This is a genomic window from Desulfoscipio gibsoniae DSM 7213 (assembly GCF_000233715.2).
GTDB classification, from domain to species: domain Bacteria; phylum Bacillota; class Desulfotomaculia; order Desulfotomaculales; family Desulfallaceae; genus Sporotomaculum; species Sporotomaculum gibsoniae.
In genome coordinates this window covers 3,297,478-3,313,252 of sequence record NC_021184.1, presented here as the reverse complement: position 1 = coordinate 3,313,252, position 15,775 = coordinate 3,297,478, and the positions used below count along the sequence as shown (strand labels likewise).

The window sequence follows — 15,775 nt, the reverse complement described above, 5'->3', positions numbered from 1 at the left end:
GCTCTGGCAGGAAAAATATCCATGACGTCGAATATTACCATAATTTAGAGCAATAATATTATTTTATGGTATAATGCTAAGTATCTGTCGTATAAGCCGGCCTTTGATCAGGCCAGGTGAAGAGGGGAGAGGTTTTACCTGGATACCGCAAAAATGCTGGAACTGCTCTCGGTGCAAAGGCACGATTTCCTAAACCACTTGCAGATTATTTCCGGGCTGTTGCAATTAAACAGGGAAACCGAGGCCAGGGAATATATACGTACTGTGTCCCGTGATATTGTGAGTTTAAGTAAAGTTGTGCACCTTCAGGTTCCCGAGGTGGCCGCGGTATTGCTGATGGCTTATAACCGGGCTGTGAGCTATCAGATAGAGATGGCTTTTGATGTACAGGCTAATCTAAAGGATTGCACGGTGCCCGGTGAAGAACTAGCCTCTTTGCTGGAGGAACTATTGAACAACATTATAGATTACCTTGCCCCACCTGAGGTTGCAGCTCGCAAAATATCAATTGGCATCATGGGCACCGAAGTCAGTTATTCATGGCAGATTAGCTTCAGTGCTGCACCCTATGCTTACCCCACCAGGGTGGAGGAAAGCGCCCAGCGGGCTGTGGATAACGGGGTCAGGCTTAAACTTTATATAACTAACTAAATAATGATAAATTATAATTACAGATAGATTATTATTGAAGCCAGGCTTTAATGTGTATAATATGTAAGAGACATTACTGTATAGGCAGGGTGTCCCTAAATTTAAAGCACAGGTGAACCAATATGTTTTATGACAGGGCTAAGATCTATGTTAAGGGGGGCGATGGCGGTAATGGCTGTGTCGCCTTCCGGCGTGAAAAGTATGTCCCAGAAGGCGGTCCCTGGGGTGGTGACGGCGGCAGGGGCGGTAATGTTATTCTACGCGGCGATGAGGGACTGCGCACCCTGGTGGATTTTCGCTACCAGCGTCATTACAAAGCCGGCCGTGGCCAGCACGGACGGGGAAAGGGCATGCATGGCCGCTGGGCCGAAGATTTGGTCATTCGGGTGCCCCTGGGTACGGTGATCCGGGAAGAGAACAGCCAACAAATACTGGGGGACATCACCACTAACGGTCAGGAAGTGGTGGTGGCCCGGGGCGGGCGCGGCGGCAGAGGTAATGCCCGGTTTGCCGGCCCGCAAAATAAAGCACCTGCCATGGCGGAAAAAGGCGAGCCCGGTGAGGAGCGCCAGCTTATTCTGGAATTGAAACTTCTGGCCGATGTGGGGCTGTTGGGCTATCCCAATGCCGGTAAATCCACACTGATTGCCCGTGTATCCGCGGCTCGGCCAAAAATAGCCGATTATCCTTTTACTACGCTGACGCCCAATTTAGGAGTAGTTAGTCTTGGGGAAGGAGAAAGTTTTGTCATGGCCGATATACCTGGCCTGATAGAAGGGGCCCACGGCGGGGCCGGGCTGGGCCATTATTTTTTGCGCCATGTGGAAAGAACCAAACTGCTGGTGCATGTACTGGATGGTGCCGGAACCGAGGGGCGCGACCCGCTGGATGATTTCCGCGTTATTAACCGGGAATTAGCCCTTTATAACGAAGCACTGGCAAAGCGGCCCCAGTTGGTGGCGGTAAATAAAATGGATTTGCCGGGTAGTGAAGAAAACCTGGCCCACATTAAAAGTGAATTGTCAGGTGGGTATGAAATATTCCCCATTTCGGCGGTGAACGGGGCGGGCACAATGGAATTAATGCACCGGGTGTATGATTTACTCAAGGAATTACCCGTTCCAGAACTGTGGCCGGTAGAATCCTTAGAAACGGTACATCGCGCCGAGCCCCAGTTTAATATCCACCGGGAGGACGATGAACTGGTGGTTACAGGCCGGGAAATAGAAAAACACGTGGCTATGACCGACCTTGATAACGAGGCCGCCGTTGACCGCCTGCAGCGTATTATGCAAGTGATGGGCCTGGAAAAGGCTCTGCGGGATTATGGTGCTAAAAACGGGGATACCGTTCGTATTAAAGATTTGACCTTTGAATTTGTAGAATAAAGCGGAGTGGAAATATTGGAAAAGAGAAATTACGAGCGGATGCAGCGGATGGTGGTAAAGGTTGGTTCCAGCTCACTCACTTATAACACCGGCAAGCTGAATATTGGCCAATTTGAGGCGCTGGTCCGGCAATTATCCGACCTGCATAACCGTGGTCTGGATGTGTTACTGGTTACTTCCGGAGCGGTGGGGGCCGGTATGGGGAAACTCGGCTTTACGCAGCGGCCCCGCACCATTCCCGAAAAACAAGCCGCGGCTGCGGTGGGACAAGGTTTACTGCTGCACATGTACGAAAAAATATTTGCCGAATACGGGCTGGTAGTGGGACAGGTGCTGCTGACCAGGGAGGACTTTGCTGACCGCCGGCGCTTTTTAAATGCACGCAATACTCTGCAAACTATGCTGAACATGCATATTATACCGGTGATTAATGAAAACGACACCGTCGCGGTGGATGAAATCAAACTTGGCGATAACGACAACCTGGCGGCTATGGTTGCCGCCCTGGTGGATGCAGATATTTTAATACTACTTTCGGATATAGAAGGGTTATACAGTGACAAGCCTGGTACGCCTGGAGCCCGGATAATCCCGGAAATACACGAGATCAGCGATGAAATAGAAGCTCTGGCCGGCGGTGTGGGCTCAGCAGTAGGAACAGGTGGCATGGCTACTAAAATTCAGGCTGCCCGCATTGCCATGCACTCTGGAATGGTAACCATAATAGCTCGCGCTTCTGAACCTGATGTGATTAGGCGGTTGGTGGCCGGTGAGCCGTTGGGCACTGTCTTTTGGCCTTCAGTTAAACTGGTTAATAAAAAAAGATGGATTGCCTTCAGCGCCACTGTTTGCGGCAAGATATACATAGATGAGGGGGCGGTTACGGCGCTCCGGGAAAATGGCAAAAGCCTGCTGCCCTCGGGCGTTATCGATGTTGATGGTGAATTTGAAATGGGCAATACGGTAAGTGTTATCGCCCCGGACGGTAGGGAAATCGCACGGGGGATAGTAAACTATGCTGCTGCGGAAATAAAACAGATCAAAGGCAAGCAAACCGGCGAAATAGCCCTGGTGCTGGGGTACAAGGACTATGACGAAATCATCCACCGGGACAACCTGGCGCTGGAGTGAAGAACCAAGCCGGACGGTTAAACATATGGAAATAAGCCCGGAGGGCTGATTTATGATACAAAAGATAACACTGCAAGGAGGCAAAATTATGGAAAAACAAGTTATCGCCAAGGCGCAAAAAGCCAGGGAGGCGGCCCGCCGGCTCGCCTATCTATCCACAACTATAAAGAATAATGCCCTGCTGGCCATGGCGGACAGCTTGATTAAGAACACCGATAAAATACTGGCGGCCAATGAGATTGACATCCGTGCCGGGCGGGAGAAAGGTCTTTCCCGGGCACTGATCGACCGGCTGCTTTTAACAACGGAGCGGGTGGCAGACATGGCGGAGGGCCTGCGCATGGTGGCCTCGCTGCCTGACCCGGTGGGTGAAGTGGAGAGCATGTGGACTCGCCCCAACGGTTTACGCATTGGGCGTACCCGGGTACCCCTGGGCGTGGTGGGCATTATATATGAAGCCCGGCCCAATGTTACGGTGGACGCCGCCGGGTTATGCCTTAAAGCGGGCAATGCGGTGGTACTGCGGGGTGGTTCCGAGGCCATTAACTCCAACCTGGCCATTGCCAACATTATTGCCACCGCGGCTACCGGAGCAGGACTGCCCGAGGGGGCCATCAACTTAATTGAAATTACCGACCGGGCCGCGGTTAACGTCATGCTGAAGTTAAACGATTATATCGATGTGATTATTCCCCGGGGCGGTGCCGGGCTGATCCAAACTGTAGTGCAAAACGCCACCGTGCCTGTTGTTGAAACCGGTGTGGGCAACTGTCACGTCTTTGTCGACCGCTATGCCGATTTGGAAAAGGCCCGGCGCATCGTGATCAACGCTAAATGCCAGCGCCCCGGAGTATGCAATGCCTTAGAATCTTTACTGGTTCACCAAGCTACTGCGGCAGAGTTTTTGCCCGGGATGCTGGAAGCGCTTAAAGAATCCGGAGTGGAAGTGCGTGGCTGTGATCGGACCATGGCTATGGCCGAGTGGGTTAAACCGGCCTCTGAGGAAGACTATGCCGGCGAGTTCCTGGATCTGATTATTGCTGTAAAGGTGGTGGACAGCCTGGATGAAGCGCTGGATCATATTTATCGTTACAGCACCAAGCATTCCGAGGCCATTATCACCGAAAACTACACCCGGGCCATGCGCTTTTTAAATGAAGTTGATGCCGCGGCGGTGTATATCAATGCCTCCACCCGCTTTACCGATGGCGGCCAGTACGGTTTTGGGGCCGAAATCGGCATCAGCACCCAAAAGTTGCACGCCCGGGGGCCAATGGGCTTAAAAGAACTGACTACCAACAAGTATATAGTGTTTGGTGATGGGCAAATCAGGGGGTAACGGAGTTATCAAAGATGAATAATAGCCTCAATCAGCCAAAAAAAAGAAGAATCGGCCTGATGGGCGGCACATTTGACCCAATACACCACGGACATTTGGTGGCGGCGGAGGAGGCTCGCTACCAATTCGGCATGGAAAAGGTAATCTTTATACCGGCAGGTAAGCCACCGCATAAAACTAGAAGGGATATATCCCTACCGGGGCACCGGCTGGAAATGACAAAAAGGGCAATTAGTTCCAACCCCCACTTCACCATTTCCGACCTGGAAATAAAAAGGGAAGGGTTGTCATATACAATCGATACCGTACGGGCCATGAAGGAAGTCTATGTCGGATGGGAAATATATTTTATTACCGGTTCCGATGCTGTGCTGGAAATATTAACTTGGAAGAACGTTGAGGGGTTGCTGGAAGAGTGTTTTTTTGTTGCGGCCACTCGTCCCGGGTTCCAGCTTGGGAGCGTAAATCACCTGCCCAAAGGCGCCATGGCTAAAATTAAAACCATTGAAGTGCCCGCACTGGCCATTTCATCAACTGATATCAGGCACCGGGTGCGGGAGGGCAGGCCTATTAAATATTTGTTACCCGAAGCTGTGGAAAAATTTATTTTTAGAAAAAAATTATATCAACAATAACTTTGGTAAAATCTTAACCTGTTATTATTGCATTAGGCATTTTTCTTTTGCAAATAATACTGACAATCATCATTTGAAAGCAGCAATGGAAAAGAGGTGATCTGATGGCGCGAACATTATATGTGGGAAATCTGCCGTGGTCTACTAAAGCCGAGGATTTAGGTGAGGCCTTTTCAAGATGCGGAGAAGTTTTAGGCAGCCGTATTATTACCGACAGAGAAACCGGTCGCTCACGTGGCTTTGGTTTTGTGGAGGTAAAAGACGAGGACGCCGAAGGAATGATTGCAGCATTAAACGGCACCGATTTCGAGGGGCGGATCATCACCGTCAACGAAGCCCGGGCCAGAGAATAGTATACTTAAGAAAAACAAAACCTCCCCCGTGGGGAGGATTTGTTTTTAAGGGCAAGCGGGGACGGTTCTTGCTTACTGGTTAAATCTAGAGCTGAAATAATGATTGAAAAAATGGGTACTGGTATACTAAATTGTCAGGCATCGAGAACCTCTGGTGTGCAAAAAAACCTGGAGGTTTTCATGGTTAGTTGCAATATTACAGCTTAAATAACCAGGCTACAACAGCAGTTAAATTTAGTTGCTACCCGGTATGCTTGCCGGTAAAATTGCTTTAAAGTTGCAATAACCTAATGTCAACTTCATCCCTAAGGACTCTTAAATTAGCTTGTTTGCCGTTAATTTAAGGCAATATTGGTTTTAGGGGAACAAACTTATCCTGTTTTCAGTCAAACTAATTTAGTACGGGACACTGTTTAATGTAACAAGTATCCGGCAATTCCAGAACTAAAACAGGGGGTTCGAAATTGCTAAGAAAAATCATATTGCCTGCAGTATTTATAATGTGCATTACATTGTCACTAATTGGATGTTCCGTGACACAACAAGCAGACACGGGCACGGACAAGCCTGATCAAAATCAAACTGGGGATCAAGGAACCATTACCCAAGATGAGCAAAAGGCATTGTTAAGTGAATTCAACGCACTTGTGGAAGAAAATAGTGATATTGAAGCAATAATTGAATATGTAGATAGCAATATAGCAAAGCTTTCCCTTGAGAATGCTTCGGAAATGATTGCCGGGCTGGAAAAAGCCCATAATGGATATTTACCTCAATTCGCGTCCAGGTTTTATAGTGACCCAACTATACCACAAAAGTTTCTTGATGAATATAAACCCGGTATGGACATAAACGACGTGGATGCTGTAAATGACGAAGAGTTAAAGCAGCTGCTGATACAAACTAAAGCTGCCGGATATAAAGTGGATACCGCCGAGGGCATGTTCTATCCCATTATTGATTATCAACGGTATCTGGATTACAGCTCCCAGGTGACGCCGGACATCAAAGCTTATATTGATATAATGGCTGTAGAGTCCAATGAACCTTCTGCCAGGGATGCTGCATTGGTCATTGCCTGGGATGAGGTTTTGACCCGCGCGTTGAACCAGGAGAAGTTTATCAACACGTATGCTGATTCAGCCAAGCTTGCTGATGTCCAAAAGCTGTATGAACGCTATGTCCAATTTGTTTTATTCGGCACCAACAATACGCCTCTTTTTACTTATGATGAAAAAAGTTTATCGTCCGAAGCCAAGACAAGTTATGAGAAAATACTGGCTGAAAGTGAGCCAAGTCAATTGGCCGGGCTTGTTCAGGGACTGCTGGATACAGTGGAACAAAGTAATGGTCGATTAACAACTGAGGTGGAAGAATACAGGAAAAATTGCCTTCAGGATCTCGGCATTAATTAACAACACCACATTATAACGAGGGTGGTCGGAAACATCCCTAATTACCTAAAGCATCTGTAAGAGCTTGTTCGAAAAGGTAGGGTTTGGTACCGGGTGTTGAAAGGTTGAAAATCTTTGATTTTTAACCTTTCAACACCCGGTACCTATCAAAGAGACGAAAGCTTTGAAGGACGGAGCTGAAATAAGTAAGCACCAAGAAACCAAGCCACGTAGAAATTCGAAGTTGATCTCGTGCGGATTTTTTGAACAGACTCTATAAAATATATTCTGTATATCAAAAGCATGGGGTTTTGTTTTGGGGCCGAAGGGGTATATAATGGAAAAGATATATTACCGTCACTTAATTTGACAAGGAGTTGAACCGATGGAGAATAACGAAAAAAGTAATGATGCGCGCTATTTACTGGCTGCGTTAATTGAAATCTACCGGGGCAATATTGTTTTCCTGCCGGAGTTTGATCCCCAGATGGAAAATAATTTACTGAGGGATGTTTTTTCTTCCGCCATTAGCTTTGCGAAGTTTGATGAGTCCCGGCAAACCATCAGCAATGAGATATTTAAGTGCGCCAACGAAGGGGCTACCGTAAAGGAACAAATGGAGCTGGCCAGAGTTCAAACCCCCGACGTGCTAAATGCCAAGATGGTTGCTGCAGCACATGTTTTAAAAATAATGGATGATAATAAGGTTATACTTTCCTGAAATAATATAACCCCTACTAACTGCGGTGGGGGTTATTTATTTTTGTCCAGCAAATCATGTTTAGGTCATTTTTTAAAAAAAGCAGCTTCTAATCACTCAATTAAATAAATACTCAACTTTCGCAGTTCAAAAATCAGTCTAACCCCTTACAAAATAAGAATTTAGGCCAACTTTTTTAAGCAAAAACAAACAGAAAACACGCCTTTTTTGGTAAAATGTAGTCACCACAACAACACACCAAGAAAGGATGTTTTCTGTGGCTATAATTTTACCAAAAAATGATAACAATGAACAGGCTAAATCTTATTCTGATCGGTTTATAAAGCAGGCAAAATAGGAACCTTTTTGCACCAGGCGAATATCCGAAAAGAATCCGGTCTATCGCCATTGTTCCTTTTCCAATTTATCTTTTCCCTTGTATTTCAAGGGAAAAATCTTTATCGAACATTGGAGTCAGGTCGTATAGATAACGCTCCTTCCAAAGATGCGATATGTCGTTTTCTAAACAGGCCTACATTCAATTGGCGGAAATTTCTTGTTACAATCAGCTCATTTCTCATCAAAACAAGACTTTTACCCCTGACATCAGAGGGCCGGGCTCGTGTATTGATTTTAGACGACTCTACTTATTCCAGAAACCGTAGTAAATCGGTTGAATTATTGTCCCGGGTTCACGATCATTCAACAAATCGGTATCTGAAAGGGTTTCGGATGCTGACCTTGGGTTGGTCTGATGGTGGAACCTTTCTGCCCCTTGCGTTCTCTCTGCTTAGCTCTGATAAAGAGAAAAATCGTTACCAGGGGCTAAATCAAAGGATTGACAAACGGACAGTTGGATACCGCCGTCGCAAAGAAGCTATTCAAAAATCCACAGAAACTATGTTCTCGCTTCTCGACCAAGTGAACCCTTTTCAACTTTGTGCGAGTACCCTGCTTTTTGATAGCTGGTTTGCCTTTCCAGTCGTAATCAAGCGGGTGCTGACAGAATACCATTTGCATGTTGTTTGTATGCTCAAGAATATGCACCGCGTTTATTACACCTATAATGGAAGCGAATATACATTGGGTCAACTTTACAAAGTTCTTCGCAAAAAACGCGGGCGGGCCAAGATTCTATCATCCGTCGTTGTCGGGCTTGGTAAGGCCCAAAACGGAAATGACGTTCTGGTAAAAATCATCTTCGTTCGAGACCGTAACCGCTCAAAAAAATGGTTGGCAATCTTAACAACAAACCTTGAGCTATCTGATGAAGAAGTTATCCGTATTTATGGCAAACGCTGGGAAATCGAGTGTTTCTTCAAAGTCACAAAGTCCCATTTGCATTTGGCAAAGGAATTCCAGTGCCGTAGTTATGATGCGCTTACTGCTCATACCACCATTGTCTTTGTGCGATATATCATGCTGGCTTTAAGTGCCAGAGAGGAGAAAGACCCCAAGACCCTTGGCGAGCTCTTTTATCTGTGTTGCGATGAAATTGAGGATATTCGCTTTACCGAAGCTGTTCTTTTAATCATAGATCTTTTCGCCTCATCATTTAGCAAGGAATTTCTTCTTTCTGAAGAACAAATTCAACATTTTTTGGATACGTTTTTCGAGCAATTACCTGCCTTTCTGAAAAGTTCGCTTCAGAAAAGAGCAGTTGCTTGATATTAATAATTCCAAAACGCTTGCATATTAAGAGCTTGAGCTTATTTTTAAGGTGCGAAAGTTGAGATAAATACTATTACTAATGGATAATTGCCATTAACTTGACAAATAAAACTGGCTGGGGTATTTTATTGTTAAGTAAGAATAATTCCTGTTTAGGAGTGATACTGTTTTGAGGACGCAGGATATTTTCGATAAGCTAAAGGAGCATGGTTATAAGATAACCCCCCAGCGACAGGAGATTATAAATTTAATGGCGCGGGAGAACAGGCATATGACGGTGGAAGATATTCACGGCCAAATATCGACGCGTTTTCCAAACTTGAGCGTAGATACTGTTTATCGCAATGTCGGCGTATTGGAACGACTGAACATGCTGGATAAGACGGATTTCGGCGACGGCAAGGGCAGGTATAAACTAGTTAAAAAAAGTGGCCACCGGCACCACTTAATATGCCTGAAGTGTGGGTGCTCCGAAGAAGTAGATTTTTGCCCTTTGGATTATTTAGATAAGCAGAAAATAAAGGATAAAAAATTCGCCATACAAAAACATAATTTTGAAATTTTCGGCTATTGTGCCCAATGCCTGGAAAAGGAGGATGAATAATTGCGCAAGTCAACTGCTTATATAGCATTAATTTTATTATCACTTAGTTTTATTATAATTGGATGTTCCGGTACCGGCGATCAGGGGGAGATAGCACCAGACGGGGATGAAGTGTTGATTTACGCAACTATTTACCCGGTTTATGATTTTGCGGCCCGGGTATGCGGTGACCGGGCCCGGGTAGTGCAGTTGGTGCCCGATGGAGTGGAACCTCATGACTGGGAGCCTTCACCCAAGGATATGGTTAACATACAGCAGGCTGATGTGATAATTTATAATGGTGCAGGTATGGAAACCTGGGTGGAAAAGGTGCTGCGCAACCTCGGAAAGAATGGACCGGTGCCGGTGGACTGCAGCGCAGGTATTAAACTGCTGCACGTGGATATGCAACCGGGTTCCGATCCTCACACACATGATGGGGATGCCGGCGGTCATGTGCATGATACTAATATCGATCCCCATATCTGGTTGGATCCCCAAAATGCGGCTTTGATGGTGGATAACATTCTTCAGGGTGTTCAAAAGGCGGACCCGGATAATGCAGCATATTATAGTGACAATGCCCGCAATTATCATGAACTGTTAAATGAATTAGATAATAAGTATATGGAAACGCTGGAAAGGGTCCCGATACGCAAATTTATCGTTTCCCATGCCGCATTCGGATATCTGGCCCATCGGTATAACCTGGAACAGGTGCCTATCCGGGGCATTTCCCCCAGTGCGGATCCCAGCCCGGCCCGCATGAAGGAAATTATTGAAACAGTACAACAGACCGGTGTCGAGTATATTTTTTTTGAGACGCTGGTCAGCCCGAGGGTTTCAGAGGTGATCGCTCGAGAAGCGGGTGTCCAAACACTGGTGCTAAATCCCCTGGGTGGTATTACTCCCGATGAAAGAAAATCTGGTAAAGATTACCTGGCTGTGATGGGGGAAAATCTGAAGCACCTTTCCCTGGCTCTGGGGGTGGAAAATAGTCATGATTGAATTAACTGACGTTCATTTTACTTACGGTTGTCACCCGGTGCTGGATGGCATTTCCCTTCACGTGTGCGAGGGTGAGGTGGTGGGCATTACCGGTCCCAACGGTGCGGGAAAAAGCACTCTGCTCCATATTATTTTGGGGTTAATAAAACCCCAGTCCGGGGAAATTAAAATTTTTGGGGTCCCGGTAAATAAGTTCAAGGCGTGGCACAGCATTGGTTATGTGTCCCAAAAAGCTACCCTTTTTAACCGCAGTTACCCGGCTACGGTTTTTGAAGTGGTGCTTTCAGGCCGGGCCGCGTTGCGCGGTATGTTCCGCTTTTTTAGCAGAGAAGATAAGCGGTGCGCCGAATATGCCCTTGATCGGGTAAATATGCTGTCTTTGCGCAATTCCCCAATAAGTGAATTATCCGGGGGGCAGCAGCAGAGGGTAATGATTGCTCGTGCATTGGTGGTACAGCCCCGGGTTTTAATTATGGATGAACCCACCAATGGCGTGGATGCCGCGAATTTGGCGGGATTGGCCCAGCTGCTTAAAAACCTGCGTGATGACGGTGTCACCATGATGCTGGTCTCCCACGAGCCGGAATGGCTTTCTTCCCTGGCCAGCAAGCGTGTATGTCTGGACCGGCGTATCTGTTCATGTAATTGCCATAACTATTCCAATGCGTTACGCTGGCGGGATTGCATGATGAGCCGGGAAGAAAAATTTAGCCTGGGCTGTGCGGACGGCCTGGTCAGGGGGTAGGCCTGATTTGGAGATATTTCAATTTGATTTTATGCTGCGTGCCTTGGCCGGGGGACTGCTGGTGGGCATAATTTGTCCCATCATTGGACTTTTTATAACATTGCGCCGCATGTCCATGATTGCGGACGCTTTATCTCACGTTTGTCTTTCAGGGGTGGCGGCAGGACTTTTGATGGGAACTCAGCCCGTGCTGGCGGCATCGGCCTTTGCTCTGGGCGGTTCCCTTTTAATCGAGGGACTCCGGGATAAATACAAGTATTATTCCGAGCTGGCCATAGCCATTATTTTGTCTGCCGGGGTAGCTTTGGGAGCCATTCTGATTGGTCTGGGCAATGGCTTCAATGGCAGTTTTATGAGCTACCTGTTCGGCAGCATCGTGCTTGTTACCATTGAAGATATTTATGTCATCGCAGTGATTGGCCTGCCGGTATTGTTGTTAACAATATTCTTTATTAAGGAATTATTTTCCATCACTTTCGATGAGGAAACCGCTCGGGTCAGCGGTCTTCCGGTAAAGCTAATAAATGTAGGCTTTACCGCCCTTACGGCGTTGACCATTGCGGTATCCATGCGCATTGTGGGTATACTACTGGTTTCTTCACTGATGGTTTTGCCTGTGGCGGTGGCTATGCAATTGGCTAAGAGCTTTCGGGGTACCTTGGTTGCGGCGGTTGTTACCGGTGAGGCAGCTGTTATTATTGGCTTGTTATGTTCCTTTTACCTTGACCTGCCGCCGGGTGGAGCTATTGTTATGACGCTGGTAATAATGCTGATTTTAGTGTTGGTGCTGAACTCCCGCCGGGCAGTATTTCGCTTAAGCAATTAAAAACAATTATTAAATCAGCAGCCAAACCCGGTAATTTGGTGCACAATAAACACCACCGGGCGGCGGGGAGTGAAGTAAACGTTGACTATCAAGGAGCAAAGATTTTACTTTTGTCCAAAGTGCGGGGGGAAACTGAGTTATCATATCAAAGATGAACGGCCCCGGCTTATTTGCGATGTATGCCGGTATATTTTTTATGAAAACCCGGTGGTGGGTGTGGCCGCTATTGTTTTAAATGCTCAAAAGCAAATTCTCTTGGGACGCAGAACTGGAGGGAAATACGCGGGTTTATGGTGTATTCCCTGCGGTTATGTGGAATATGATGAAGATGTATACCATGCAGTGCGGCGCGAGTTTAAAGAGGAAACCAATCTAGATATAGAGCCGTTAGGGGTGTATACGGTACAGTCTAATTTTCATGATCCGGAAAAACATACCGTGGGTATCTGGTTTTGGGCCAGGGTAACCGGCGGGGAGCTTCTGGCAGGAGATGATTTGGACTACGTGGCTTATTTTGACTTGTCAGATTGTCCGCCCCTGGCTTTTCCCACTGACCGGTTGGTTATTGATCGCTTACGCGTTTTCTGATCCTCATTCTGCTTTACCTACTAACAAAAAATAAACATGCATACCCGGGATGAATATTTCCCGGGTATACATGTTTGATTACATCTTACTTGCTCCAAGGCGCTTTGCCTTTGACAGGTTTGCCTGGCTTAGATGGCTTTTGAACAGGTTTACCAGGTGTGTTGATTTTGCCTTTTGATGGTTTGCCAAAGGGTGGTTTGGCACCCTTTCCGGGTTTACCCGGGGGTGGTGCGGAACCAGTACCATATCCCATTAATATTCCTCCTTTTTTATTTGCTACCAATATATAGGCATGAGGGGAAATTTGTTACCTTATTTTTGAAATTTTACTGAAAATCCCTCGGCTATACCCGGCGGGAAGCTTCCCAGGTGGCTGAAAGTAACGATATCGTTAAGTAAGCTAGCAGCTTTTTAAAAAAACCGGTATACAAAGTAACCCCCGTAGTGGGGGTTACTTGTTTCACGGTTACATTTTAGAATAGATGTTTATGCTGTTAAGGAAACCTGTTTTGTGTGTTTTCTTTTTTTATTGGCCAGATGCTCCTCAATACGGTAACTTATCATGATAGCAAGTATTAATGCAGGAATAATTATCCTGATAGGCGAAAAGAATAATCATCACTTCTCTACAGGAAAATATTTATAGGGAGCTTACAGGGGGATATTTAATTGAGGATATTTGCCATTGCTGATTTGCACCTGTCTTTTTTGGGTGCCCTGCATGTGGATAATTGGGATAAAAACCAGGAGTATAAGCCCATGGTTGAATTGGACAAGGCCTGGCATAATCATGCCCGCAGGATTTATGAAAATTGGCACCGGTTGGTCAAAGAAGATGATTTAGTGTTGGTGCCGGGGGATATATCATGGGCCATGCGACTTGATGAAGCCGGCCCGGATTTTGATTATCTGGGATTGTTACCGGGGCGTTTGGTTTGTGTACAGGGCAATCATGATTACTGGTGGCAGAGCATTTCCCGTGCCAGGGAAGCGGTGCCGTCCAACGTGCAATTAATTCAAAACGATCATGTTAAATTGGAAGGGGTCAATATTTGTGGCACCCGGGGCTGGCTTTGCCCCAATGGCGCTTATTTTAAAGAAGAAGACGAGAAAATATATCGCCGGGAATTGATCAGGCTGGAGAATTCATTGCAAAGTGTCGATAACGGCCCTAAAATCGTTGTGATGCATTATATGCCCACCAATGAAAAACATGACTATTCGGGTTTTATTGAGTTATTTCAAAAATATGAAGTTAAGACGGTGATATACGGTCACCTGCATGCCAAAGCCTGCCGTTACCGGCTGCCTGATCAGGCCTGGGGCATAAATTTCCACCTGACCAGCGCTGATTACCTTAACTTTACGCCCCGGTTAATTACTTCATGCTAATTTAATATTATTCAGTACACGTATCTTTGTTCAAGCTTTTAAAACAATTCGGGTGGCCAAAAATTAATTCTCTGTCCCTGCGGGCGTGTACTGCTTTGGTGCCGGTAGGAACATCCTGGCCGCAAATTTTACAGGGTTGAGTTTCCCGGGTCGGTAAAATTACACCGTTAAGCACTTCACCTTGCCAATCAATGCGTGCTTGTTGCAGTTTATTTTTGTGCGGTTTGACCGGTGAACAATCGGGATGATAATAACGGCTCTTTTTTTTGCCAAATTCCCTGAAACGATACTGAACCATGGGACTGTAGGGCAATATTTTTTTGCGGCAGTGGGAGCAGGTGCGGGCACTGCCGGCATTGCCTTTGAGCAGGTAGCGGAGGCGGGCGGGTTTACACCGTACTTTCATATCCTTTATATATTGAATACGGGTGGCATTTTCTTTTATCCATGCATCAACCTGCCGGTAATAGTCCCGGTAGTTGCGTTCTTCAAGCCGTATCTCGGCGGGAAAGCCTGCTGATATAATTTGTTGCTGAAAAGTGTTTTCGGCCACCTCATGGGCCAGGCCTTCCATTTTGGCCGTTTCCCAATGGTAACCGTTTTCAGTGAGCCATTTATGCAGCCCGAAAAAAATGTTGCCGGAGCATACGTACAGGTAGTCATCCCGTTTGACCCCTGCTTCCCTCATCATTTCAAGTACCTTTCTACAGGCTATCTCTTCCATGCTCATTTTATTGTCCCAGGTCAGCGGTAAAAACCTTTGATAGATAAGCCGGGGCTGTTCGCATACCAGTACCAGCACTTCAGAAAATGCCCTGCATCCGCCCCCTGCGTCTTCAATGTACCATTGCAGCATGTTAAGTTAGGACCTCCCAAGGGATAAATCAGTTTAAGAATGCAGCAACCGGTGGCAGCCGGAAATAAAGATGATACCTTATTTAGGTTCTGGTTACCCTGCCGGTGTTATGATATATTATAACATAGGGAAATTGTTATGTCTTTTTTTCAAGGGGGCGGATATATTTGATGTCCAGGTTTGTTTGCGATATTTGCGGAGAAGAAGTTGCTGTTCATGAAGGAATCCTTACCTGGGCCAGGGACGATGAAACATTGTCCAATTTTACACTGACCCATAAAAATTCTTCCGTGCACAATTGCCAACCGGTAAGTAATAACCGTTTCAAAGATTTGTATACATTGACTATGATTAACGGTTACATGGAATTTATTACTTACCTTATTGATCGATGGGAAAGTGGATTTTATCTTAAGGACGCCGAATCACTTAAAAAAGTGTTGGAACAGTTAAATATGCATATGCATGAGAAGGTTATATTGTTAACTGAGGATGAATAACAAGCATGCCATTGT

General features: G+C 46.2%; 17 protein-coding genes and 1 pseudogene. 16 read left to right on the top strand and 2 right to left on the bottom strand.

The window, feature by feature from the left end; all coding sequences use genetic code 11:
* Window positions 1-153: 153 nt before the first annotated feature.
* From DESGI_RS15630 to DESGI_RS15565, 14 genes and pseudogenes are all read left to right on the top strand, one after another.
* Window positions 154-651 (top strand): Spo0B domain-containing protein, encoded by a 498-nt coding sequence (locus DESGI_RS15630; protein WP_006523295.1) that lies wholly within the window; start codon window positions 154-156, stop codon window positions 649-651.
* A gap of 122 nt (window positions 652-773) precedes the next feature.
* Window positions 774-2,039 (top strand): GTPase ObgE, encoded by a 1,266-nt coding sequence (obgE, locus tag DESGI_RS15625; RefSeq protein WP_006523294.1) that lies wholly within the window; start codon window positions 774-776, stop codon window positions 2,037-2,039.
* A gap of 15 nt (window positions 2,040-2,054) precedes the next feature.
* Entirely contained in the window at window positions 2,055-3,170 is a 1,116-nt protein-coding gene (proB, locus tag DESGI_RS15620) for a glutamate 5-kinase (RefSeq protein WP_006523293.1), read from the top strand.
* An 88-nt stretch (window positions 3,171-3,258) separates the two neighbouring features.
* Complete coding sequence (locus DESGI_RS15615; protein WP_041285598.1) at window positions 3,259-4,509, top strand: glutamate-5-semialdehyde dehydrogenase; 1,251 nt, start codon at window positions 3,259-3,261, stop codon at window positions 4,507-4,509.
* A 14-nt stretch (window positions 4,510-4,523) separates the two neighbouring features.
* On the top strand, window positions 4,524-5,144 hold the full coding sequence (gene nadD / locus DESGI_RS15610; protein WP_006523291.1) for a nicotinate-nucleotide adenylyltransferase: 621 nt from the start codon (window positions 4,524-4,526) through the stop codon (window positions 5,142-5,144).
* Between the two features lie 104 nt (window positions 5,145-5,248).
* Window positions 5,249-5,497, top strand: a complete 249-nt coding sequence (locus DESGI_RS15605; protein ID WP_006523290.1) for an RNA recognition motif domain-containing protein — start codon at window positions 5,249-5,251, stop codon at window positions 5,495-5,497.
* A 464-nt stretch (window positions 5,498-5,961) separates the two neighbouring features.
* Window positions 5,962-6,912 (top strand): hypothetical protein, encoded by a 951-nt coding sequence (locus tag DESGI_RS15600; protein ID WP_006523289.1) that lies wholly within the window; start codon window positions 5,962-5,964, stop codon window positions 6,910-6,912.
* A 364-nt stretch (window positions 6,913-7,276) separates the two neighbouring features.
* Window positions 7,277-7,612 (top strand): hypothetical protein, encoded by a 336-nt coding sequence (locus DESGI_RS15595; protein ID WP_006523288.1) that lies wholly within the window; start codon window positions 7,277-7,279, stop codon window positions 7,610-7,612.
* Window positions 7,613-7,924: 312 nt separating this feature from the next.
* Window positions 7,925-9,259: pseudogene (locus DESGI_RS15590) on the top strand (IS4 family transposase); the annotation flags it as partial.
* A 172-nt stretch (window positions 9,260-9,431) separates the two neighbouring features.
* A complete protein-coding gene (locus DESGI_RS15585) occupies window positions 9,432-9,866 on the top strand; it encodes a Fur family transcriptional regulator (RefSeq protein WP_006524162.1) in 435 nt (144 codons plus the stop codon).
* Complete coding sequence (locus DESGI_RS15580) at window positions 9,867-10,853, top strand: metal ABC transporter substrate-binding protein (protein WP_006524161.1); 987 nt, start codon at window positions 9,867-9,869, stop codon at window positions 10,851-10,853.
* The gene (locus DESGI_RS15575; RefSeq protein ID WP_006524160.1) at window positions 10,846-11,598 is read left to right on the top strand and encodes a metal ABC transporter ATP-binding protein; all 753 of its coding nucleotides are present in this window, start codon (window positions 10,846-10,848) and stop codon (window positions 11,596-11,598) included. Before DESGI_RS15580 ends, DESGI_RS15575 begins: the two co-directional genes overlap by 8 nt.
* A 7-nt stretch (window positions 11,599-11,605) precedes the next feature.
* Window positions 11,606-12,424 (top strand): metal ABC transporter permease, encoded by an 819-nt coding sequence (locus DESGI_RS15570; protein WP_006524159.1) that lies wholly within the window; start codon window positions 11,606-11,608, stop codon window positions 12,422-12,424.
* Between the two features lie 81 nt (window positions 12,425-12,505).
* Window positions 12,506-13,012, top strand: coding sequence for an NUDIX hydrolase (locus tag DESGI_RS15565; RefSeq protein ID WP_006524158.1), 507 nt, complete (start codon window positions 12,506-12,508; stop codon window positions 13,010-13,012).
* Between the two features lie 85 nt (window positions 13,013-13,097).
* On the opposite strand, the gene DESGI_RS24720 is transcribed toward DESGI_RS15565, so the two are convergent.
* Window positions 13,098-13,265: a hypothetical protein gene (locus DESGI_RS24720; protein ID WP_006524157.1), complete on the bottom strand. Its 168-nt coding sequence runs from the start codon at window positions 13,263-13,265 to the stop codon at window positions 13,098-13,100.
* Between the two features lie 416 nt (window positions 13,266-13,681).
* Between DESGI_RS24720 and DESGI_RS15560 the strand changes: the two genes are divergently transcribed.
* Window positions 13,682-14,404 carry a metallophosphoesterase gene (locus DESGI_RS15560; RefSeq protein WP_006524156.1) on the top strand — a complete coding sequence of 241 codons (723 nt, stop codon included), beginning with the start codon at window positions 13,682-13,684 and terminating at the stop codon, window positions 14,402-14,404.
* Window positions 14,405-14,411: 7 nt separating this feature from the next.
* Here the strand turns inward: DESGI_RS15560 and DESGI_RS15555 are convergent, their stop codons facing one another.
* A complete protein-coding gene (locus DESGI_RS15555; protein WP_006524155.1) occupies window positions 14,412-15,260 on the bottom strand; it encodes a hypothetical protein in 849 nt (282 codons plus the stop codon).
* Window positions 15,261-15,430: 170 nt separating this feature from the next.
* Here DESGI_RS15555 and DESGI_RS15550 point away from each other — a divergent pair, with 170 nt between their 5' ends.
* The gene (locus DESGI_RS15550; protein ID WP_006524154.1) at window positions 15,431-15,760 is read left to right on the top strand and encodes a hypothetical protein; all 330 of its coding nucleotides are present in this window, start codon (window positions 15,431-15,433) and stop codon (window positions 15,758-15,760) included.
* The last annotated feature ends 15 nt before the right edge of the window (window positions 15,761-15,775 follow it).

Excerpts from the sequence above, each read along its gene's own strand:
- DESGI_RS15615 (WP_041285598.1), top strand. The coding sequence starts at position 3,259 with ATGGAAAAACAAGTTATCGCCAAGGCGCAAAAAGCCAGGGAGGCGGCC.
- nadD (WP_006523291.1), top strand. The coding sequence starts at position 4,524 with ATGAATAATAGCCTCAATCAGCCAAAAAAAAGAAGAATCGGCCTGATG.
- DESGI_RS24720 (WP_006524157.1), bottom strand. The coding sequence starts at position 13,265 with ATGGGATATGGTACTGGTTCCGCACCACCCCCGGGTAAACCCGGAAAG.
- DESGI_RS15555 (WP_006524155.1), bottom strand. The coding sequence starts at position 15,260 with ATGCTGCAATGGTACATTGAAGACGCAGGGGGCGGATGCAGGGCATTT.
- DESGI_RS15605 (WP_006523290.1), top strand. The coding sequence starts at position 5,249 with ATGGCGCGAACATTATATGTGGGAAATCTGCCGTGGTCTACTAAAGCC.
- DESGI_RS15575 (WP_006524160.1), top strand. The coding sequence starts at position 10,846 with ATGATTGAATTAACTGACGTTCATTTTACTTACGGTTGTCACCCGGTG.
- DESGI_RS15550 (WP_006524154.1), top strand. The coding sequence starts at position 15,431 with ATGTCCAGGTTTGTTTGCGATATTTGCGGAGAAGAAGTTGCTGTTCAT.
- DESGI_RS15630 (WP_006523295.1), top strand. The coding sequence starts at position 154 with ATGCTGGAACTGCTCTCGGTGCAAAGGCACGATTTCCTAAACCACTTG.
- obgE (WP_006523294.1), top strand. The coding sequence starts at position 774 with ATGTTTTATGACAGGGCTAAGATCTATGTTAAGGGGGGCGATGGCGGT.
- DESGI_RS15595 (WP_006523288.1), top strand. The coding sequence starts at position 7,277 with ATGGAGAATAACGAAAAAAGTAATGATGCGCGCTATTTACTGGCTGCG.